The 20,273-nt window shown below is 49.8% G+C and carries 17 protein-coding genes, 1 tRNA gene and 1 pseudogene; 7 read left to right on the top strand and 12 right to left on the bottom strand.

What is annotated here, in order from left to right; genetic code table 11:
• The first annotated feature begins 217 nt into the window (after positions 1–217).
• Positions 218–739: a DUF6125 family protein gene (locus tag H9625_RS02485; RefSeq protein WP_191762889.1), complete on the top strand. Its 522-nt coding sequence runs from the start codon at positions 218–220 to the stop codon at positions 737–739.
• Here the strand turns inward: H9625_RS02485 and H9625_RS02480 are convergent.
• The 6 genes from H9625_RS02480 to H9625_RS02455 form a co-directional block, all read right to left on the bottom strand.
• A complete protein-coding gene (locus H9625_RS02480) occupies positions 736–1,497 on the bottom strand; it encodes a copper homeostasis protein CutC (protein ID WP_191762888.1) in 762 nt (253 codons plus the stop codon). The two genes, H9625_RS02485 and H9625_RS02480, sit on opposite strands and share 4 nt — an antisense overlap.
• A 64-nt stretch (positions 1,498–1,561) precedes the next feature.
• The gene (locus H9625_RS02475; RefSeq protein ID WP_087212673.1) at positions 1,562–3,226 is read right to left on the bottom strand and encodes a nucleoside kinase; all 1,665 of its coding nucleotides are present in this window, start codon (positions 3,224–3,226) and stop codon (positions 1,562–1,564) included.
• A 528-nt stretch (positions 3,227–3,754) separates the two neighbouring features.
• Complete coding sequence (locus tag H9625_RS02470) at positions 3,755–4,222, bottom strand: nucleoside deaminase (RefSeq protein WP_022039849.1); 468 nt, start codon at positions 4,220–4,222, stop codon at positions 3,755–3,757.
• 220 nt (positions 4,223–4,442) lie between these two features.
• On the bottom strand, positions 4,443–6,074 hold the full coding sequence (groL, locus tag H9625_RS02465) for a chaperonin GroEL (protein WP_087208725.1): 1,632 nt from the start codon (positions 6,072–6,074) through the stop codon (positions 4,443–4,445).
• Positions 6,075–6,107: 33 nt separating this feature from the next.
• A complete protein-coding gene (locus H9625_RS02460; RefSeq protein WP_022039847.1) occupies positions 6,108–6,380 on the bottom strand; it encodes a co-chaperone GroES in 273 nt (90 codons plus the stop codon).
• Positions 6,381–6,566: 186 nt separating this feature from the next.
• On the bottom strand, positions 6,567–7,904 hold the full coding sequence (locus H9625_RS02455) for a cytidylate kinase family protein (protein WP_191762887.1): 1,338 nt from the start codon (positions 7,902–7,904) through the stop codon (positions 6,567–6,569).
• 257 nt (positions 7,905–8,161) lie between these two features.
• Between H9625_RS02455 and H9625_RS02450 the strand changes: the two genes are divergently transcribed.
• Positions 8,162–9,388, top strand: coding sequence for a DNA recombination protein RmuC (locus H9625_RS02450; protein ID WP_022039845.1), 1,227 nt, complete (start codon positions 8,162–8,164; stop codon positions 9,386–9,388).
• A gap of 203 nt (positions 9,389–9,591) precedes the next feature.
• Here the strand turns inward: H9625_RS02450 and hisS are convergent, their stop codons facing one another.
• Positions 9,592–10,950 carry a histidine--tRNA ligase gene (gene hisS, locus H9625_RS02445; RefSeq protein WP_022039844.1) on the bottom strand — a complete coding sequence of 453 codons (1,359 nt, stop codon included), beginning with the start codon at positions 10,948–10,950 and terminating at the stop codon, positions 9,592–9,594.
• 139 nt (positions 10,951–11,089) lie between these two features.
• Positions 11,090–11,764, bottom strand: coding sequence for a zinc metallopeptidase (locus H9625_RS02440; RefSeq protein WP_191762886.1), 675 nt, complete (start codon positions 11,762–11,764; stop codon positions 11,090–11,092).
• A gap of 221 nt (positions 11,765–11,985) precedes the next feature.
• Between H9625_RS02440 and H9625_RS02435 the strand changes: the two genes are divergently transcribed.
• Both H9625_RS02435 and H9625_RS02430 read left to right on the top strand, forming a co-directional pair.
• Positions 11,986–12,058 (top strand) — tRNA-Lys (locus H9625_RS02435).
• A 241-nt stretch (positions 12,059–12,299) separates the two neighbouring features.
• A pseudogene (locus H9625_RS02430) lies at positions 12,300–12,488 on the top strand (Arm DNA-binding domain-containing protein); the annotation flags it as partial.
• A 95-nt stretch (positions 12,489–12,583) separates the two neighbouring features.
• Here H9625_RS02430 and H9625_RS02425 read toward each other — a convergent pair.
• Together H9625_RS02425 and H9625_RS02420 are read right to left on the bottom strand one after the other, a co-directional pair.
• Complete coding sequence (locus H9625_RS02425) at positions 12,584–13,069, bottom strand: dihydrofolate reductase (RefSeq protein ID WP_087406178.1); 486 nt, start codon at positions 13,067–13,069, stop codon at positions 12,584–12,586.
• Between the two features lie 82 nt (positions 13,070–13,151).
• The gene (locus H9625_RS02420; protein ID WP_013617267.1) at positions 13,152–13,946 is read right to left on the bottom strand and encodes a thymidylate synthase; all 795 of its coding nucleotides are present in this window, start codon (positions 13,944–13,946) and stop codon (positions 13,152–13,154) included.
• A 265-nt stretch (positions 13,947–14,211) separates the two neighbouring features.
• Here H9625_RS02420 and H9625_RS02415 point away from each other — a divergent pair, with 265 nt between their 5' ends.
• Positions 14,212–15,609, top strand: coding sequence for a methyltransferase RsmF C-terminal domain-like protein (locus H9625_RS02415; protein ID WP_191762885.1), 1,398 nt, complete (start codon positions 14,212–14,214; stop codon positions 15,607–15,609).
• Positions 15,610–15,677: 68 nt separating this feature from the next.
• Here the strand turns inward: H9625_RS02415 and H9625_RS02410 are convergent, their stop codons facing one another.
• Entirely contained in the window at positions 15,678–15,857 is a 180-nt protein-coding gene (locus H9625_RS02410) for a hypothetical protein (RefSeq protein ID WP_022039836.1), read from the bottom strand.
• A 227-nt stretch (positions 15,858–16,084) separates the two neighbouring features.
• Between H9625_RS02410 and H9625_RS02405 the strand changes: the two genes are divergently transcribed.
• Entirely contained in the window at positions 16,085–17,347 is a 1,263-nt protein-coding gene (locus H9625_RS02405) for a putative DNA modification/repair radical SAM protein (protein ID WP_022039835.1), read from the top strand.
• 123 nt (positions 17,348–17,470) lie between these two features.
• Positions 17,471–18,727, top strand: a complete 1,257-nt coding sequence (locus H9625_RS02400; protein WP_013617414.1) for an Nramp family divalent metal transporter — start codon at positions 17,471–17,473, stop codon at positions 18,725–18,727.
• Positions 18,728–18,907: 180 nt separating this feature from the next.
• Here the strand turns inward: H9625_RS02400 and H9625_RS02395 are convergent, their stop codons facing one another.
• Entirely contained in the window at positions 18,908–20,257 is a 1,350-nt protein-coding gene (locus H9625_RS02395; protein WP_013617412.1) for an MATE family efflux transporter, read from the bottom strand.
• Between the last annotated feature and the right edge of the window lie 16 nt (positions 20,258–20,273).

The raw sequence follows: 20,273 nt of genomic DNA, 5'->3' as shown, positions 1-20,273 counted from the left end.
GCATCTAACTCCCAGCCCGCCCAGCGGGAGATGACTTTCTATAACTCCCTTTTAACTCCTGATTGGCATTATTTACTATTTTGATATATTCCGCAATTAGCCAATGTAGGGGTGGGGTTCGACCGCCTGTATGCGTCCACGTGGATGTCTTCGGGCAGGCAAACCCTGCCCCTACAAGTTAATTGGCAAGATGCGGGATTCATTAAAAAGAAGCATAATGAAAAACGAATTTTTGCTTTCACTCTCCAAAGAAGAGTTGATACGGTTGATAGAAGATTATTCGAAAAACTGGCTGGCGATGGACGGCGTGTGGTTTCAGTCAGTAGAGCGGATGCGTGGGATGGACGAGGCGATGCATCACGATGCCGAGGCTTGGCGGAGGTTTACCGTGATTGAAGCCAAGCGCATCAAGGCGTTCTTGGGCTTGCCCGAACGGCCCGGCTTAGAAGGACTTGCCCGTGCCTTGCAATGCCGTTTTTATGCGAATCTGAATGAGGCGGATATCATCATGGATGCCGAAAGGAAAACATTGGTGTACCGTACCCGTGAATGCCGGGTGCAACGGGCACGCGAACGGAAAGGAATGCCTTTCCATCCTTGCAAGCCAGTAGGCGAGATAGAGTATGCAGGTTTCGCCCGTACCATTGACGAGCGCATCTCGTGCGAGTGCATTTCATGCTTTCCCGACGTGACAGACCCCGCATGTTGTTGCGCTTGGCGTTTCAGTCTGAATGATTAGTCATACGGTGTTCCGCATAATGCTTCAATTGTAGTCCGTACCCGTCGGGATGTAGTGACATCGCGGGTATATTCGTCTGCATCTTTGCTTCCCATTGTGACTTCTGGATTGGTGAAAAGCATACGGCTCTTCACTTGCTCGCGGGCAGAGAAATGGAATTCCCGGATGCTGGTGTCTTGTGCCAGCTTTCGGATATTTGTTTCGTTCACGCCACATCCGGCAAGAAGGATGATGCGCTCTTTGGCATATACTTGCAGGTCTTTGAGAAGAGGGGCACCTTGAGGGGCGGTAGGTTGCTGGCCCGAAGTAAGGATGCGTGTCACTCCCAATGATACCAGTTCATCAAGTGCCCGGTAAGGATTCTGGCAATGATCGAAGGCACGATGGAAGGTGACAGGGGTGTCTCCGCTGGCTTCCATCAGTTTTTGCATCAGTGCCAGGTCGATGTTGCCTTCCGGTGTGAGACATCCGAACACCAGTCCGTCGGCACCAGCCTTACGTGCCGTGCGGATATCTTCCAGCATTGTTTCTGCTTCGATGGGAGAATACAGGAAATCGCCTCCCCTTGGGCGGATGATGACATGCAGACGGATGTCGAGCATCCGGCGTGCGGTCTTGATTTCACCATACGAAGGGGTAGTCCCTCCTTCGGGGATGCCGGCGCACAGTTCTACGCGCTGGGCTCCTCCTTCTTGTGCGGCAAGACAGCTTTCTACCGAATTGGCGCACACTTCGAATGTGTATTTTCTTTCGTTCATCGTTTTAAAGTATGTGTAAAATTAATATTCTCACCACAGTGGGCACGGTGGCACACTGCGGGAATTAATATCTGAAGCTGCTTCCACCCAAGAATTCGCGAAGGAGCGAGGTGGGTGGTAACTGATTATCGGGGATAGACGTAAAATAGCCCAGAAAACGAAGCAGGCGGTTGGCTTCCGAATACGCCGGACAATTGTTCGGTACTTTGCGTAAGAGGGGTTCGGCATAGTCTTTCAGCACGGCAAGCTCGAACAGAAGGGCGGAGTTGAACATTGCATCGGCATATTCCTGGTAAGGGAAAATCCACTTTTCTTCTCCTGCACGTACGCTTTCCCACCGGTTGATGGTATCCTCGGCACTGCTTCCCCGGTATTTCGAGTCGCGGATGATGCGGCGCAGGAGCCGGTTGTCTGTCGTTGGGATATAGTTATGATTATCCAGTTGGATAGTGGTCAGTGCCGATACATAGATTTTGTATTTGTTCGCTTCCGGAATGTGGCGTGTCAGTTCGGGATTGAGTGCGTGTATGCCTTCCAGTATCAGAATCATGTTGTCATTGATACGGAGTTTCCTGCCACTCATTTCCCGTTTTCCTGTCACGAAGTTGAAGCGTGGAAGTTCAATTTCTTTACCGGCTATCAGATCTTGTAATTGCGATTCGAAAAAAGGCAGGTCGAGGGCATAGAATGATTCGAAATCGTGCTTCCCGTTTTCGTCCAACGGGGTATCGTCGCGGTTCACGAAATAATCGTCCAGCGAGATAGGGTAAGGGCGCATGCCGTTGGTGATGAGCTGTACGCTCAGGCGCTTGCTGAAGGTGGTTTTTCCCGATGAGGACGGTCCCGAAATCAGGACCAGTTTGACACGTTCCCCGTTCTGGTCACGGTGGGTGATTTCATCGGCGATGCGGACGATTTTCTTTTCCTGAAGTGCTTCGGATACATTGACCAGCTCGGTGGCAAGCCCTTTCTGGCACGCGATATTGAAATCGCCTACGGTGGCGATGCCTAAGATCTCGTTCCAGCGATGGTATTCTTGGAATACTTCCAGCATTTTTTCTTGCTTTACCACTTCTTCCAGCCGGGTAGGGTCTTTCCGGTTAGGGATGCGCAGGAGTAGTCCGTCATAGTATTTTACGATGTCGAACAAACGGATGTATCCGGTGCTGGGGACGAGGCTTCCGTAATAGCAATCCGTCGTGTTTCCCAGCCGATAGTAAAATGTGTATAACTGGTCATAGCTGCGGAGGAGTTTTGCCTTGTCCATCATCCCGTGCTGGAGGAACATTTCGGCTGCTTGTCTGGTGTGGCACTCGATGCGCTGGAAAGGGATGTCTGCTGCAATGATTTCCTGCATTTTCTGCTTGATGCGAATCACATCGTCTAGTCCGATGGAACGGTCCAGATGCAAATCGCAATAATAACCTCTTGATACAGGATGCTCCAGCGAGATGCTTCCTTGAGGATAGAGTTTTTCTACCGCCTTGACCAGAATGAAACACAACGAGCGGAAGTAAGTGCGCATTCCTGAAGGATTTGTGATGTCGAGGAACTCGACATCCTTATTATAGTATACTCTGAAGTTCAGGTCTTCTACTTTATTGTTTACCTTGGCGCTTACCACGCCATAAGGCATATCCAGTCCGAAACCGTTATAGATGTCGAGCAAACTGCTCCCTTCGGGAAAACTTTGGGTGGAATTGTTGTTTTTGCAATAGATGTCTACCATAAAGGTGTATATTTGTTGTTTTCGAGGGTTAAGTTACGAATTAATCCCGACATTCATTGACTTTTAAATCTTTTTTTATTTGATGGTATAGTTTCCAAGAAAAATCAACGACTTTTGATTTATATCAAGAATTTGCAGGAAATGAATGAAAAACTGCTTTTAAATATAATAACATATGTCGTAAACCTGTATTTTTGTGTCGTAAAACATAAAAACAGGATAACTAGTATGCTTAAAAGGATGAAAAAAATTCTTGTAACAGGTCTTCTGGAAATGAAGAACAACAATGTGCGTATCTGGGAAGACATGACACGTTGACAGAAGATTAGGATTTTTTTGAATGTAGTAAAAAGTAAATGAAAATGGAATGAATAATGGAGGTTGCAGGGCGTAGAGCTTTGCAACCTTTTTTGTTAATGTGCTAATGAATAATGATTAATGTGCTAATGAATAATGTGCTAATAAATAATGTGCTAATGTGAGAATACATTATCACATTGCCACATTATCACATTATCACATTAATCATTAGTACGCTGTTTTGTCCGTTTTATTTTCCCAGTCGGTGAAAGCTTTGAGGGCTTCTTCGGGCAAGAGGCGTTCCGCTTGCAGGCGGCGGTCTTCAGGATTCAGTTCCAGTTCTTTGTAGATGAATGCGTCATCGAATCCGATACGGGCGGCATCGTGTTTGTCGTTTCCGTAATACATGCGGTCCAGATGCGCCCAATAGATGGCTCCCAGACACATGGGGCAAGGTTCGCACGAGGTGTAGATTTCGCATCCGCTCAGGTCGAATGTCCCCAGTTTCCGGCAAGCGGCACGGATGGCGCTTACTTCGGCATGGGCGGTAGGGTCGTGGTCGGGGGTTACTCGGTTGGTACCTGTGGCGATGATTTCCCCGTTGCGTGCGATGACGGCTCCAAAGGGGCCTCCTCCTTCGGCTACATTGCGTACCGACAGTTCTATAGCTTTGCGCATCAATTCTTCTTTCGTCATAAGCTTTCAGGTTTAAGTTTCGTGTCCCTAAAAGTACGAAGAAAACCGCAGATTAACGCAGATTTTCACGGATTATTTTATTTTTACAGAGTCTTTCTTGCAATATTTCTTGCAATATTATCTGCGAAAATCTGCGTTAATCTGCGGTTCAGTGAAAAACACAAAAAAGCGGAGGCACTTTTACGTACCCCCGCTTTCTTTTTATCGGGTAAGAGATATATTACATCATGCCACCCATGCCTCCCATTCCGGGTGCCGGCATTTCGGGCTTGTCTTCTTTCTTATCTACGATGACACATTCTGTAGTCAGGAACATACCGGCGATAGAAGCCGCATTTTCCAATGCTACACGGGTTACCTTGGCAGGGTCTACCACGCCTGCGGCATGCAGGTTTTCGTAAACGTCTGTGCGTGCATTGTAGCCGAAGTCACCTTTGCCTTCACGTACTTTCTGAACAACTACTGCACCTTCCTTGCCGGCGTTGGCAACAATCTGGCGCAACGGTTCTTCGATGGCACGTTTGATGATTTCGATACCGGTGGTTTCATCGGCATTGTCACCCTTCAAGCCTTCCAGTGCATCGATGGCACGGATGTAGGTTACGCCACCGCCCGGAACGATACCTTCTTCGATAGCCGCACGTGTCGCGCACAAAGCATCGTCTACACGGTCTTTCTTTTCCTTCATTTCCACTTCGCTGGCTGCACCTACGTAAAGCACGGCTACACCGCCCGACAATTTGGCAAGACGTTCCTGAAGTTTTTCCTTGTCATAGTCGGAAGTAGAGTTCTTGATTTCAGCCTTGATTTGGTTGATACGGTCCAAAATGTTGTCTTTGTCACCGGCACCGTTCACGATGGTTGTGTTTTCTTTCGTGATGGTAACTTTTTCGCAGCTACCCAGCATGTCGATAGTGGCTTGTTCCAGTTTCAAACCCTTTTCTTCGCTGATGACAACACCACCCGTCAGGATAGCGATATCTTCCAGCATGGCTTTACGACGGTCGCCGAAGCCCGGAGCCTTAACGGCACAAATCTTCAACTGGCCACGCAAGCGGTTGACAACCAATGTGGTCAAGGCTTCGCTATCTACATCTTCTGCGATAACCAGCAAAGGACGTCCGCTCTGTACGGCAGGTTCGAGGATAGGCAGGAAGTCTTTCAGGTTGCTGATTTTCTTATCGTAAATCAGGATGTACGGACGTTCCATTACGCATTCCATCTTTTCTGTATCCGTTACGAAGTAAGGAGACAGATATCCACGGTCGAACTGCATACCTTCTACAACGCCGATGGTGGTGTCGGTACCTTTGGCTTCTTCGATGGTGATGACACCGTCTTTGGAAACCTTACGCATAGCGTCGGCAATCAGTTTACCGATAACCGGGTCGTTGTTGGCAGATACAGTAGCTACTTGTTCTATCTTGTCATAGTTGTCTCCTACGGTTTCAGCCTGAGCCTTGATGCATTCAACGACTTTCGCTACGGCTTTGTCGATACCACGCTTCAAGTCCATCGGGTTGGCACCGGCGGTTACGTTCTTCAGTCCTACGCCTACGATAGCCTGAGCCAGTACGGTTGCGGTAGTTGTACCGTCGCCTGCATCGTCGCCGGTTTTCGAAGCTACAGATTTCACCAACTGTGCGCCGGTGTTCTGGAAAGCGTCTGCCAGTTCGATTTCTTTTGCTACGGTTACACCGTCTTTCGTGATTTGCGGAGCACCGAATTTCTTTTCGATGATGACGTTACGTCCTTTCGGACCCAGTGTCACTTTTACGGCATTTGCCAGTTCGTCCACGCCTTTCTTCAACTGGTCGCGGGCATCAATATTGAAAAGTATTTCTTTTGCCATGATTCTTCGATATTAATTGTTCATTATTAATTATTAATTAAGTACGGCGAGTACATCGCTCTGGCGCATAATCAGGTATTTCACACCATCATGTTCGATTTCGGTGCCCGAATATTTGCCATATAATACTTGGTCGCCTGCTTTCAGGACCATTTCTTCGTCTTTTGTGCCATTGCCTACGGCTACAACTTCACCTTGCAACGGTTTTTCTTTTGCTGTATCGGGGATGATGATGCCACCGATTGTCTTTTCTTCTGCAGGTGCCGGAAGAATTAGCACTCTGTCTGCTAATGGTTTAATGTTCATAATGTTTATATTTTTATACGTTATTCATTAAATTCTATCGGGCTTGTCCATGCAAGCCACCTTTCTCTCTACCAAAACCGTGCCAAAGTGTTTTTCTGACATTCTGTCAGCATGATGTCTGCCACATAGCTGCGCGGACAGATGCATATAGGTACATCGGGCGGCGCACTTATATGCCTTGCCGGTTCAGGCTATCTGCCTTGCGGCACGCAGAATCATGTCTACGGCTCCATCGATTCCGGTCCGCTCGGTGTTGATAATCAGGTCGTAGCCATTGATGTCGGTCCATTGTTTGCCGATGTAGTGCCAATAGTGGTTGGCACGTCCGGTGTTGACCTGTTCGATTTTTCTGGCGGCATCTGTTGCCGAAAGGTGAAGTTTGTCGGCAAGCTGCTTGACCGCAAAGTCCCGTCCCGACATGATGAAGACACGGAGCACGTGCGGGTCATCGCGCAAAATCCAGTTTCCTAACCTGCCGATGATGACGCAAGGGCTTTTGTGCGCCAACCCGCGGATAGTCCGGCTCTGGCTGACGTAGATGGCGTCTTCTTTCGAGGGGTTCATGGATGCCGGTATGCCGCTGTCGGCAAATATCATTTCCCACAGGCGGGAGGTGGAAAGGGTTTGCTCGTTCTGTGCCACGAAGTCGGCGGAATATCCCATCTGTTGTGCCGTCTGGTCGATGAGCTGGCGGTTGTAGCAGGGGCATCCCAGACGGCGTGCCACTTCCGCACCGATGGCGTCGCCTCCGCTCCCGTACATGCGCGCGATGGTGATGACGTGGTTGCCTCTCCACTCGTCGCTGGTTTGTGGGGCAGCTTTCCGGCGCTCGCCTTTGGGGATGAAAATCAGGTCTAACCACTGGAGGTGAGGCGAGAATACCCGTACCATGATTCCTACGTAGAACATGGATACCAACGTGCCTACGCCCACCATCTTCCAGCTCCAGTGCCCGAAATAGACGAACATGAAAACGGTGCCGATGCATACTAAGCAGGTGTCGGAACAGATTTTCACCTTGCCGAAATCTTTTCTGAGAAAACGGGAGATGGCAAGCGGAAGCCCTTCGCCGGCAAGCATCAACGAGTCGCAGCGCACCTCGCAGGCGATGCCGAATGCCAATATGGCACCTCCGGCGAGCAGTTCGATGAAACGCAACGGGTAACCTGCCACCGGATTGAGCTCGAAAGGCACCTGTAGCGGCGCGGTGAGCCACATGGTGAGGTCGGTGTAGAAACCGAAAAGGAAAGAAACCAAAATCTGGGTGTACTGGCGTTTCTCGAAATCCTTGCGCAAGAGCAGCATCTGAATCAAGATGAAGAACACATGCATGCAGATGGTGAGCTGGCCCATCGTCATCTTCATCCCCGGTATCAGCGAGAGGATATAGGGTGGGGCGGATATAGGTGATGACCCGAGATTGGCGCGGATAGACAACGAGGTGCCCAAGGCGATGACAAAAAGAATAATGACAAAACTGGCATAGCGGCGCATCCACTCTGCCTTGCTCCTTTTTAATTCCATTGTTCTGAACTTTTAAAAATCAGTGCGAAAGTACACAAAAATCAGCGTTGTTGGCTTAAGTCCCGGCAGCGCTTTAAACTTATTTAAACTCCTTACGGTTATCATCCTTACAATTCCAGCAGAAATGACAATGCCGTCAATTGTATCACCGGCTTTTGAAAATTCAATGTAGCATTTGTCATTTGTAAGTTTTGTAAGGGGGCGTTACAATTGTAATGAAATTGTTATCTTTGTTCTCCGTAAAAAAACTTGTTTGTATGGAAATACTATATTTGATTATCGGGCTTGTCGTGGGATGCGTGGCAGGCTGGCTGCTTGCATCGCGGAAAGGTGCGGCACTGGAAGTACAGCTGAAGATGCAGGAAATGCACGCTCACGAATTGATAGAAGCCGAACGCCGCCGTTCCGAAGAAAGGCTGGCAGAGCAGAAGCGCGAGATGGAAGACCTGCACAAACGCTCGGCACTGGAGTTTGAAACCTTAGCTGACAAGATACTCCGCCAGCGCGCTGAGGCATTCAACCGCCAGAGCGCAGAAAGCTTGGGAGCCTTGCTGAAGCCTTTGGGTGACAATCTGAAGGAGTTCAGGCATAGGGTGGAAGAGGTTTATGACAAAGAATCGAAACAACGTTTCTCGCTGGAAGACCGCATCAAGGAGCTGGTGCAGCTGAACAAGCAAATCAGCGATGATGCCAACAACCTGACCCGTGCACTGAAAGGAGACTCGAAGATGCAGGGTAATTGGGGGGAAATGGTGTTGGAAACCATTCTGGAAAACTCAGGACTGCGTGAGGGCGAGGAATATTTCCGCCAAGAGTTCTTGAAAGATGAGAAGGGGAATCCTGTACGCAACGAAGAGGGGCAGCGGCTCCAGCCCGACGTGCTGGTGATGTATCCCGATAACCGCCGCGTAATCATCGACTCGAAGGTGTCGCTCACCGCTTACGCCGCTTATGTGGTAAGCGAAGACCGCGAGGAGCAGGAGCGTCTGCTCAAGGCGCACCTGACATCGGTACGTGCCCACATCGATGAGCTGAGCCGTAAGGATTATTCGCGTTACGACATCGCCTCGCTGGATTTCGTGATGATGTTCATCCCCAACGAGCCTGCCTATGTGCTTGCCCTGCAGGCGGACCCTGACCTGTGGAACTATGCCTACCGCAAGAAGGTGGTGCTGATGAGTCCTACCAACTTGATAGCTGCGCTCCGGTTGGCACTCGACTTATGGAAGCGGGAATATCAAGAGAAGAACATTCAGGAAATTGTGCGTCGTGGCACTGCACTTTATGAGAAGCTGGTAGGGTTTACCGAGACTTTCGAACGGATAGGGGACACGCTGAAAGCGGCTTCTTCGGCATACGACACGGCATTGGGACAACTTTCGGAAGGAAAAGGCAACGTCATCCGCCAGGCGGAGATGTTGAAAGAGTTGGGGATTACACCGAAAAAGCAATTGAAAGTTTCAAGCGATGAGGTAACGAGGTGACTGGGCTGCAAGGCTTTAAATAGTCGTGCTGGCATCAACCGGATGGTGTGAAATGAATGTCCGCATTTAGCCGGCAAGGAGTTAAAGGGAGTTGGAAGCCAATACTTTTGTGCTATTGGCATTTAACTCCTTCTGACTCCTTTTATCTACTGGTATTTTCTAAAACCTTGTCAACTCGTCAACTTGTTACCTTGTCAACTTTATCAGAAAGAGGCAATCAACTCGTCCGGAGTGATCAAAGCCTGCTCTCCGGTCGCCATATTCTTAAGTGTCACTTTGCCTTCCTGCATTTCGTTTTCACCCACGATGGCTACGAAAGGGACCGCTTTTGCATTGGCGTAGCTCATTTGTTTCTTCATCTTGGCACTGTCGGGATAAATCTCGGCAGAGATGCCTGCCGCACGCACTTTCGCGAGAATCGGAAGTACATAAGCAGTTTCTGCTTCACCGAAATTAACGAACAACACTTGTGTGCCAGCCGATGCATCTTTCGGATACAGGTCGAGCTGGTTCAGAACGTCATAAATACGGTCGGCACCGAATGAGATGCCTACGCCCGATACACCTTCCATGCCGAATACACCTGTCAAGTTGTCATATCGTCCGCCTCCGCTGATGCTTCCTATCTGTACGTCAAGGGCTTTTACTTCGAAGATGGCACCCGTGTAATAGTTCAGGCCGCGTGCCAGAGTGAGGTCAAGTTCCACTTCCGAACGGATATTCAGTCCGGCAAGTGTCTTCAGGATAAACTCGCTTTCTTCGATGCCTTTCATTCCTGTCTGGCTGGCGGCGAGCACCTGTTTCAGGGTGTCGAGCTTTTCTTCGTTTGTTCCGCTCAGCTGGATAATGGGCTGAAGCTTGTCGATAGCTTCTTGTGGGATACCTTTTGAGGCAAGTTCGGCATTGACATTGTCTAGTCCGATTTTGTCCAGCTTGTCGATGGCTACGGTGATGTCTACTATCTTGTCCGCTTCGCCGATGATTTCGGCTATACCGCTCAGGATTTTGCGGTTGTTTATCTTGATGGCGACACGGATACCGAATTGGGTGAATACGGTATCAATCATCTGCACCAGTTCTACCTCGTTCAGGAGCGAGTTGCTTCCCACTACATCGGCGTCACATTGGTAAAATTCCCGGTAACGTCCCTTCTGCGGTCGGTCGGCACGCCATACGGGCTGAATTTGGAAGCGTTTGAAAGGGAATGTCAGTTCTTCGCGGTGCATTACCACGTAGCGGGCAAAAGGAACGGTAAGGTCATAGCGTAAGCCTTTTTCGCAAAATTTGCTTGCCAACTTGGCCGCGTTGCGTGAGAGCAGCTCCTCATCGGTAAGTCCCGAAAAGTAGTCTCCCGAGTTTTGTATCTTGAAGAGCAGTTTGTCTCCTTCTTCGCCATATTTGCCCATCAGCGTAGAAAGGTTTTCCATAGAGGGGGTTTCTATCTGTTGGAACCCATAGAGGTGGAATACCTTGCGGATGGTATCGAATATATAATTACGTTTCGCCATTTCCACGGGCGAAAAGTCTCTGGTTCCTTTCGGAATGCCTGGTTTTGTTGCCATAATAAATCGGTTTTAAAAGTTTGTGGTCGCAAAATTACGGAAAAAACTTTTATCATTTACCATTTACTGATTACCATTTTGTAGCCATAAGCAGCCGTAATTTGTAAAAGGCAAAATAGGAACTCGCAAAATATCTTTACTAGCGGCGGTTGGTGAAAATCGACACGTAGTAAATCAATGTGGCAAGCGACCCCAATGCAGCCACTACGTAGGTATATGCCGCCGATTTCAAGGCATCGAAAGCCTGAGTCTGGTTATAGGCATTGGTGATGCCTGCCCCTTTCAGCCATACCAGGGCACGTCGGCTTGCATCGATTTCTACCGGCAAGGTGATAAAGCTGAACAACGTGGTCATCGCAAAAAGGCAGATGCCGATAAGCATCAGTTGGGGGAACGTATTGATGAGGAACATTCCTGCCAATAACACCCATTGCACGATGGAAGAAGAGAACTGCACCACGGGTACTAGCGCCGAACGCATCTGAAGCGGAGCGTAGGCCCGTGCGTGTTGTACGGCGTGTCCGCATTCGTGTGCGGCTACGGCTGCTGCGGCTACACTGCACGTGTTATAGACCCCTTCGCTGAGATTGACGGTTTTGTTGGCAGGATTGTAATGGTCGGTGAGCATACCCGGTGTGCTGGTAACCCGGACATCGTAGATGCCATTGTCGCGTAGCATTTTTTCAGCAACCTCTTTGCCTGTCATTCCATTGGTTAGCGCAATGTGTGAATACTTGTCGAACTTTCGTTTCAAGTTAGCCTGTACCCAATAACTGATAAGGGCAATGGCAATAAATAAAATCCAGTACATCATAAGTGTTATATTCTTTAAATCATATGGTTTCGTCAGAAACGTTACAAATATCTTGCCAAATGTAGGGAAAAATCGAAAACTAATCAATCTGTCAGGCATTTTATTGAGGAATATTTAGCCAAAAAGGCAATATATTTGTACTTTTTTTGAAGAATCCTTTGCAGATTCGGAAAAAAGTTATACCTTTGCACACGCAATCAGGAATGATGGCAAACAGGTTTGATTCGCTAGCTCAGCAGGTAGAGCACAACACTTTTAATGTTGGGGTCTTGGGTTCGAGCCCCAAGCGGATCACTTAATCAAATGGCAAAACAACGAAAACCGCTGATAATCAATCATTATCAGCGGTTTTTCTTTTATCTCCCACCTGCATTTCGGGGCAAAATGGGGCAATAAAAACAGGTGAAATAGGTGGACTTGATTCCACCGGAACAAAGTCCACCTATTTGTATTATACTTCTCTGATTTTCTGTATTTTGCAAACTTGCAACTACCTGATAAAACAGTATTTTTACACCCTAAAAATCATGCAGGTATGGCAATGCAAAGAAACTATTTTACGGTACTCTTCTTTCTGAAGAAATCAAAGCTCCTCAAAAACGGGGAAGCCCCCATCTGTATGCGCATCACGGTCAATGGCAAGAGAGCCGAAGTGCAGATTAAGCGCAGTGTTGAAATCGAAAAATGGAATTCCCAAAAGGAGTGTGCCATCGGGAAAGACCGGATAACTTCGTCTGGTGTAAGATTAATAATCTTCCGCTTGTAAGATTAATAATCTTGCAGCCTGAAGATTATTAATCTTACAGCGGATGGACCTAGTTAACCTCTCTCATAATCTACGAAACTGTATGCGTAGGCATGTTTTTCGTCAACGGAATGCGTTTCCCGGTTCACCACTTTCCAGTGGGTCGTGTCGATTTCCGGAAAGAATACGTCCGCTTCTTTCTTGTCATCTTCTATTTCGGTCAGGCAAAGCCGGTCGGCGATGGCCAAGGCTTCGGCATACAAGCCGGCTCCACCTATAATATATATGTCTTCTTCTTTGCAGCAATGCATCAGGGCTTCTTCCAGCGAGTGAAAGCATTCGGCACCCGGAAAGTTGTGGTCACCTTTGCTTAGTACGATGTTTCTCCGGTTGGGCAATGCCCCTTTCGGAAACGATTCGAAAGTCTTTCGTCCCATAATGATGGTGTGTCCCGTGGTCAATGCCTTGAAGCGTTTCAGGTCATTGGGCAACCAATAAAGCAATTTGTTCTCGAAACCGAGTCCCCGGTTTTTGTTGATAGCTGCGATGATGGTAATCATGGTTGGTTGATGTTTTTTACCACAGATTACACAGATTAAAATCATTAATTTATAAAATCTGTGTAATCTGTGGTGAGTTCTATTATACAGATACTTTTCCTGCGATATGCGGCCACGGATTGTAATCGGTCAGTTCGAAGTCTTCATATTTGAAGCCGAAGATGTCCTTTACGTCCGGGTTCAATCTCATTTTCGGGAGTGGGCGAGGCTCACGGGTCAGTTGCAGGTCTACTTGTTCCAAGTGGTTCAGGTAGATGTGCGCGTCGCCTAACGTATGGATGAACTCACCGGCTTCCAGCCCTGTCACTTGCGCCATCATTTGGAGCAGGAGGGCATACGAGGCGATGTTGAACGGTACGCCCAGGAAACAATCGGCACTGCGCTGGTACATTTGCAGGCTCAGCTTTCCGTCCGCCACGTAAAATTGGAAGAACATGTGGCAAGGCGGCAGGTTCATGTTTTTCAGGTCCGCCACGTTCCATGCGTTGACGATAATCCTCCGCGAGTCGGGATTGTGTCTGATGGTCTCTACGGCTTCCGCTATCTGGTCGATAACCCCTCCTTCGTAATCGGGCCATGAGCGCCATTGATATCCGTAGATGTGTCCTAAGTTTCCGTCCGCGTCCGCCCATTCGTTCCAGATGCGCACGCCGTTTTCTTGCAGGTAATGCACGTTGGTGTCTCCGCTCAACATCCAAAGCAGTTCGTGGATGATGGACTTGAGATGCAGTTTCTTGGTAGTCACCAGCGGGAATCCGTCCGCAAGGTTGAAGCGCATTTGGTGTCCGAATATGCTGATGGTGCCCGTTCCCGTACGGTCATGCTTTTGCACGCCTTCGGTGCGGATGCGTCTGAGTAGGTCTAAGTATTGTTTCATTCTTGTCGTGTTTGCTTGAAATTTGGGCAAAGGTAATCAGATTCGTCCGAATGCGCAAACATTCTTTTTCAAAGATTGCCCAAAAGCTCTCGCAAACGAACATAAGTGAGAGGGCTGACTCACTTAGGTGAAACGCCCGAGTTACTTATGTGAAACGGCCGACTCACTTATGTTCGTCAAAACGCATGCTTGAATCCTCTCCGGTATTGAGGATAATCTCGCGATTTTTGTTTAAATTTGCCGTTCATTATTAGAATAGATGCTTATGAATCTTCCTGTCGATTTTATAACCCGGACGGGCGGCTTGCTGGGCGAAGGGCAGTTTGCCGCTTTTCGTGAAGCGCTTGCCAAGGAACCTCCGGTCAGTATTCGTATGAACCGTTTGAAGATGGATGCCGTGCCTGCCGGCGGGCGTCAGGTGCCGTGGTGCGGGTCGGGCTATTACTTGGCTTCCCGTCCTACATTCACGTTCGACCCTTTGTTTCATGCCGGATGCTATTACGTGCAAGAAGCTTCCTCGATGTTTCTCGAGCAGGTCTTGACGCAATATGTACACGAGCCGGTGGTGATGCTCGACCTTTGCGCCGCTCCGGGAGGAAAGTCTACGCTGGCACGTTCGGTCTTGCCCGAAGGAAGCCTGCTGGTGGCGAATGAAGTGATGCGCAACCGGGTGCAGGTGCTGGCGGAAAATGTGACGAAGTGGGGGCATCCCGGTACGGTGGTCTTGAATAATGATCCGGCGGATTTTGTGCCGTTGGGCGAGTTGTTCGACGTTATCCTGACCGATGTGCCCTGTTCGGGCGAAGGCATGTTCCGGAAAGACCCCGTGGCGGTAGAAGAGTGGAGTGTGGAGAATGTGACGCTATGTTGGCAACGCCAGCGCCGCATTGTGCGTGATATCTGGCATTGCCTGAAGCCCGGCGGGTTGTTGGTGTACAGCACGTGTACGTACAATCGTGAGGAAAACGAGGACAATGTGGCATGGATCGCCGAGGAACTGGGGGCGGAAGTTCTTCCGGTAGAAGTGCAGCCCGGATGGAACATTTCCGGCAATTTGGCTGGAAAAGATTTCCCTGTCTATCGTTTCCTGCCTCACCGCACCGAAGGCGAGGGATTGTTTATGGCGGTCTTGCGCAAGTCGGGAGAAACGGATGCAGCCCCATGCGGCAAGCTTTATAGAGAAAGACGGGGCAAGGGAGGTAAAAGTAAGCCGTCGGTTGTACCTAAAGAGGCCAAGGCATGGGTAAAACAGGCGGATGACTATTCGTTTGTGGCCGGTCAAAATAAAATAACAGCTTTCCCGGTGGCTTATCAGGAAATATATGAACGGCTTCGTGATACAATGCATGTGGTTTATGGAGGTATTCAGGTAGCAGAAGTCAAGGGAAAAGATTTGATACCGTCTCATTCTTTGGCAATGTCTGTTTGTCGTGAAGACGTATTTTCTTCTGTAGAAGTAAACTATGAACAGGCAATCGCTTATTTGCGGAAAGAATCGGTAGTTTTGCCTTCGGATATGCCTAAGGGCTATATATTAATAAGGTATAAAGGAATGGTTTTGGGATTAGTCAAGAATATAGGCAATCGGGCAAATAACCTTTATCCTCAGGAGTGGCGTATACGGAGCGGCTATTTGCCTGAACAGGTTGTCTGTGTTTTGTGATTGTTTTTTTACCACAGATTATATATTGTGATACTGATTTATTTGCCAAATGTTTTTACAATAGTCCGTTAAAAAATCAACATATCGGCGATGATGTTTTTAGCTGATATGTCAAGGTCGGTAGGGAAATAAATCTTGTGCCCTCTTGATTCAGGATAATGAACACGACTCTGATGTTGTGTTTCATCGCAGAGGACTTCCGAATAATGACCCAGATGAGTGAAATTTATCTTTTGGGGTAGTGCCATATACATTTATTTCGCAGTGCTTCGTTTTGGTATGAAAGTTATGAAATCAATCCTAAGAAGAAAGTGCGTGTCTACATGGATAGGAACAATCCTTCAGACTATTATGTGGACGTGGACAGTGTTGTGGGATAAAAAGCAGGATAAAGAACAGTAACTTGGCAAAAGTTTGCATAACTGGGAAACTCTTGTTATCTTTGAATTTGAAATGATTCTAAATAACGGAAGAGATGAACGAACAGGTGTTGCATAAACTGAAGGTGCTTGCCGAGTCGGCTAAGTATGACGTGTCGTGCGCGTCGAGCGGGACGGTGCGCCGCAATACGAAGGGCGGTGTGGGCAATACCGTGGGCGGTGTGGGTATCTGCCATAGCTTTGCCGAGGACGGGAGGTGCATCTCCCTGCTGAAGATTATGCTGACCAACTATTGCATCTACGATTGTGCCTATTGCATCAACCGGGTGAGCAACGACATCCCGCGTGCCACGCTCTCGGTGACGGAACTGGTGGAATTGACCATGGAGTTTTACCGTCGCAATTATATCGAGGGGTTGTTTCTTAGCTCAGGCGTGGTGCGCAATCCCGATTATACGATGGAGCGGCTGGTGCGGGTGGCGAAAGACCTGCGGGTGAAGCACCGTTTCAACGGCTATATCCACTTGAAGAGTATTCCCGGTGCCAGTCAGGAGCTGGTGCACGAGGCGGGGCTGTATGCCGACCGTATGAGCGTGAACCTGGAAATCCCTACCGAGCGGAATCTGAAGCTGCTGGCTCCGGAGAAAGACCATCGTAGCGTGTACTTGCCGATGAAGTACATTCAGCAGGGCGTGCTGGAAAGTGCGGAAGAGCGCAAGCTGCACCGCCATGCCCCGCGTTTCGTGCCGGCAGGACAGAGCACGCAGATGATTGTGGGTGCCACCGACGAGACCGACAAGGACATCCTCAGCGTATCGTCGGCGCTCTACCGCCAGCCCACGATGAAGCGGGTTTACTATTCGGGTTATGTGGCGGTGAACACGTACGACAAACGCCTGCCCTTGCTGAAACAGCCTCCGCTGGTGCGCGAGAACCGCTTGTATCAGGCAGACTGGCTCTTGCGGTATTACCAGTTCAGGGTAGACGAACTGGTGGACGACGCTTCGCCCCACCTGGATATGGAGATTGACCCGAAACTGGCGTGGGCGTTGAAGCATCCCGAGCTGTTTCCGGTCGACATCCAGAGTGCCGACTACGAGATGTTGCTCCGTGTGCCGGGCATCGGGGTGAAGTCGGCAAAGATGATTGTGATGTCGCGTCGTTTCTCGCGCATCGGTTTTTACGAGTTGAAGCAGATGGGGGCGGTGATGAAGAAAGCGCGTTTTTTCATTACGTGCCGTGAGCTTCCCGACAAGACCATCCACGAGCTGGGACCGGCGGGCGTGCGCAGGCTCTTGCTTCCCAAGCCGAAGCGGAAAGAGGACGAGAGGCAATTGACGCTGGATTTCAGGGATTAGGTGACTAGGTACCAGTTGACTAGGTACTAGGTTCTGAATAGTCTTGTTGACGCAAGCAAAACTATCTATAACCTAGTCACCTGGTACCTAGTCAACTAGTCAACTTATAAATGCTTTTTTATTATGCTGAAAAAACTACTGAATGAACTGAAACGAAAAGACCACCAGCGCTATTTGGGCGGGTTGGATTTCTTCAAGTATATCGGTCCCGGACTGCTGGTGACCGTAGGATTTATCGATCCGGGAAACTGGGCTTCGAACTTTGCCGCGGGTTCTGATTTCGGATATACCCTGTTGTGGGTAGTTACCCTGTCTACGGTGATGCTGATAGTGTTGCAGCACAACGTGGCACACCTCGGCATCGTGACCGGCTTGTGCCTGAGCGAGGCGGCACACCGTTATGCGCCCCGCTGGATTGCCCGCCCCATATTGGGCAGTGCGGTGCTTGCCTCTATCTCTACCTCGCTTGCCGAGATATTGGGCGGAGCGATAGCCCTGCAGATGCTGGTGGGGATGCCCATTGTATGGGGCGCGTTGCTCACTACGGTGCTGGTGGTGGTGTTGCTTTTCACTAATTCGTACCGGCGCATCGAGCGTGGCATCATCGGTTTTGTGTCGGTCATCGGGCTTTCTTTCCTCTACGAGTTGTTTCTGGTGGACATCGACTGGCCTCTTGCCGCCCGTTCGTGGGTGGTGCCCAGCATCCCTCAGGGCAGCCTGCTTATCATCATGAGCGTGCTGGGAGCGGTGGTGATGCCCCATAACCTCTTCCTCCACTCGGAGGTGGTGCAGAGCCGTGAGTATAATAAAGGAGATGACCGCTCCATCCGGCGGTTGCTGAAGTACGAGTTTTACGACACACTCTTCTCGATGGGCGTGGGCTGGGCTATCAACAGTGCGATGATTCTGCTGGCGGCATCCACCTTTTTTGCCCAGGGCGTGCAGGTGGAAGAGTTGCAGCAGGCAAAATCGTTGCTCGACCCTTTGCTGGGCAATCAGGCGGGTACGATTTTCGCTTTGGCATTGCTGATGGCGGGGCTTTCGTCGACGGTGACAAGCGGGATGGCGGCAGGCTCTATCTTTGCCGGGATGTTCGGCGAGCCGTATCACATCAAGGATATCCATTCGCGCGTGGGTGTGCTCCTCTCATTAGGCGTGGCGTTGCTGGTCATCTTTTTCATCAATGACCCGTTTCAGGGACTGATTATTTCGCAGATGGTGCTGAGCGTGCAGCTTCCGTTCACCGTCTTCCTGCAGGTGGGGCTTACCTCATCGCGGCGTGTGATGGGCGAGTACGCCAATTCGCGCTGGAGCACCTTCGTACTCTACACCATCGCCGCGGTGGTTTCGGTGCTTAATCTGATGTTGTTGTTCAGTTGACAGGCGGATTTCACCACAGTGTTTTTTGAAACGCAGATTATTTTAATTTACGATTTGACAATTTACTATCTACTATTTGAGCATTAAATCGTACCTCGTAAATCGAAAAATAGTAAATCAAAATAATCCGCGTTAATCTGCGTTTCCCAAAATCGTTGGGAGCACTTCGGATGCCTCGGTTCAGTTGCCTACGCTCATTTTCGTGCGGTAATGGTGTCCGAGCATCAGTACCGCCACGATGAAGGCAAGAAAGTCGGACACGGGCATGCTGAGCCATACGCCGTCCAATCCGTAGGCAAGGGGCAGCAGGGCAAGTCCCGGAAGAAGGAACAGCAGCTGGCGTGAGAGGGAGAGGAAGATGGAGATTTTGGCTTTCCCGATAGACTGGAAGAACTGGGTGATGACAATCTGCGCACCCACCACGGCAAAGGCGGCTACTCCGAAGCGTACCGCTACGGTGGCTTGGCGGGTCAGCTCGTCATTGGTGGTGAACATTCCTACGAACACACGCGGAAACAGTTCGCCGATGGCAAAGCCGCAGGTGGTGATGATAACGGCGGCGGTCATTCCCAGCCTTAGTGTCTGCCGCACGCGCTGGTAATGTCCTGCCCCGTAATTGTATCCGGTGATGGGCTGCATCCCCATCGTGATACCCATTACAATCATCACAAAGAGCATCTGGATGCGGTTCAGGATGCCGAATGCGCCGATGGAGAGGTCGCCTCCGTATTTCAGCAGGCTGCTGTTGATGAAGATGGTGATGCAGCAGGCGCACACGTTCATTACGAAGGGCGACATGCCGATGCTGAACACGTTGAGGATGATTTTCTTCTTCAGCCGCAGGCGCCGTTTCTGGAACCGGATGTAGCTGGACCGGCTGCAGAAGTGGTGAAGCACCCATATCATGCCGACGAACTGCGAGAGGATGGTCGCCAGTGCGGCACCCCGCATCCCCCATTCGAGCCAGAAGATGAAGAGCGGCGCGAAGACGACGTTACACCCTACGGTGAGCATCGACGAGAGCATCGCTTTCCGCGGATAGCCCGTGGCGCGCATGATGTTGTTCAGTCCGATCATCACGTACGATACGGGCGTGCCTATCAGGATGACTTGCATAAACTGGCGTGCGTAGCCGATGGTGGCTTCGGTGGCGCCGAAGAAGTACAGGATGGGGTCGAGGAAGATGAGCGAGATGCTTCCGAACACGACGGCATTGACCACGCACAGGATGGTGACATTGCCCAGGATGTCTTCGGCTCCCTGCACGTCTTTTTGCCCCAGACGGATGGATGAGAGCGTGGCGCCTCCCACGCCTACCAGTGTGCTGAAGGCTATCAGCAGGTTCATCAGCGGAAAGTTGATGGCAAGGGCGGTGATGGCAAGGGCACCCACGCCGTGACCGATGAAAATACTGTCGATGATGTTGTACAATGAGGTCAGTGTCATGCCGATGATGGCGGGGATGGAGTATTGCCACAGCAGTTTCCCTATAGGTGCTTCTCCCAGCACGTGCGGATTGTTTGCGTTCATTTTGTGTATTCTTTCG

It is taken from the genome of Phocaeicola intestinalis, assembly GCF_014837065.1.
Taxonomy (GTDB): Bacteria; Bacteroidota; Bacteroidia; order Bacteroidales; family Bacteroidaceae; genus Phocaeicola; species Phocaeicola intestinalis.
Note: the sequence above shows the minus strand (reverse complement) of the source record. Positions and strands in the feature narration are given on the sequence as shown.

Coding starts and splice junctions, on each gene's coding strand:
- H9625_RS02485 (WP_191762889.1), top strand. CDS start 218: ATGAAAAACGAATTTTTGCTTTCACTCTCCAAAGAAGAGTTGATACGG.
- H9625_RS02480 (WP_191762888.1), bottom strand. CDS start 1,497: ATGAACGAAAGAAAATACACATTCGAAGTGTGCGCCAATTCGGTAGAA.
- H9625_RS02475 (WP_087212673.1), bottom strand. CDS start 3,226: ATGGTAGACATCTATTGCAAAAACAACAATTCCACCCAAAGTTTTCCC.
- H9625_RS02470 (WP_022039849.1), bottom strand. CDS start 4,222: ATGACGAAAGAAGAATTGATGCGCAAAGCTATAGAACTGTCGGTACGC.
- groL (WP_087208725.1), bottom strand. CDS start 6,074: ATGGCAAAAGAAATACTTTTCAATATTGATGCCCGCGACCAGTTGAAG.
- H9625_RS02460 (WP_022039847.1), bottom strand. CDS start 6,380: ATGAACATTAAACCATTAGCAGACAGAGTGCTAATTCTTCCGGCACCT.
- H9625_RS02455 (WP_191762887.1), bottom strand. CDS start 7,904: ATGGAATTAAAAAGGAGCAAGGCAGAGTGGATGCGCCGCTATGCCAGT.
- H9625_RS02450 (WP_022039845.1), top strand. CDS start 8,162: ATGGAAATACTATATTTGATTATCGGGCTTGTCGTGGGATGCGTGGCA.
- hisS (WP_022039844.1), bottom strand. CDS start 10,950: ATGGCAACAAAACCAGGCATTCCGAAAGGAACCAGAGACTTTTCGCCC.
- H9625_RS02440 (WP_191762886.1), bottom strand. CDS start 11,764: ATGATGTACTGGATTTTATTTATTGCCATTGCCCTTATCAGTTATTGG.
- H9625_RS02425 (WP_087406178.1), bottom strand. CDS start 13,069: ATGATTACCATCATCGCAGCTATCAACAAAAACCGGGGACTCGGTTTC.
- H9625_RS02420 (WP_013617267.1), bottom strand. CDS start 13,946: ATGAAACAATACTTAGACCTACTCAGACGCATCCGCACCGAAGGCGTG.
- H9625_RS02415 (WP_191762885.1), top strand. CDS start 14,212: ATGAATCTTCCTGTCGATTTTATAACCCGGACGGGCGGCTTGCTGGGC.
- H9625_RS02410 (WP_022039836.1), bottom strand. CDS start 15,857: ATGGCACTACCCCAAAAGATAAATTTCACTCATCTGGGTCATTATTCG.
- H9625_RS02405 (WP_022039835.1), top strand. CDS start 16,085: ATGAACGAACAGGTGTTGCATAAACTGAAGGTGCTTGCCGAGTCGGCT.
- H9625_RS02400 (WP_013617414.1), top strand. CDS start 17,471: ATGCTGAAAAAACTACTGAATGAACTGAAACGAAAAGACCACCAGCGC.
- H9625_RS02395 (WP_013617412.1), bottom strand. CDS start 20,257: ATGAACGCAAACAATCCGCACGTGCTGGGAGAAGCACCTATAGGGAAA.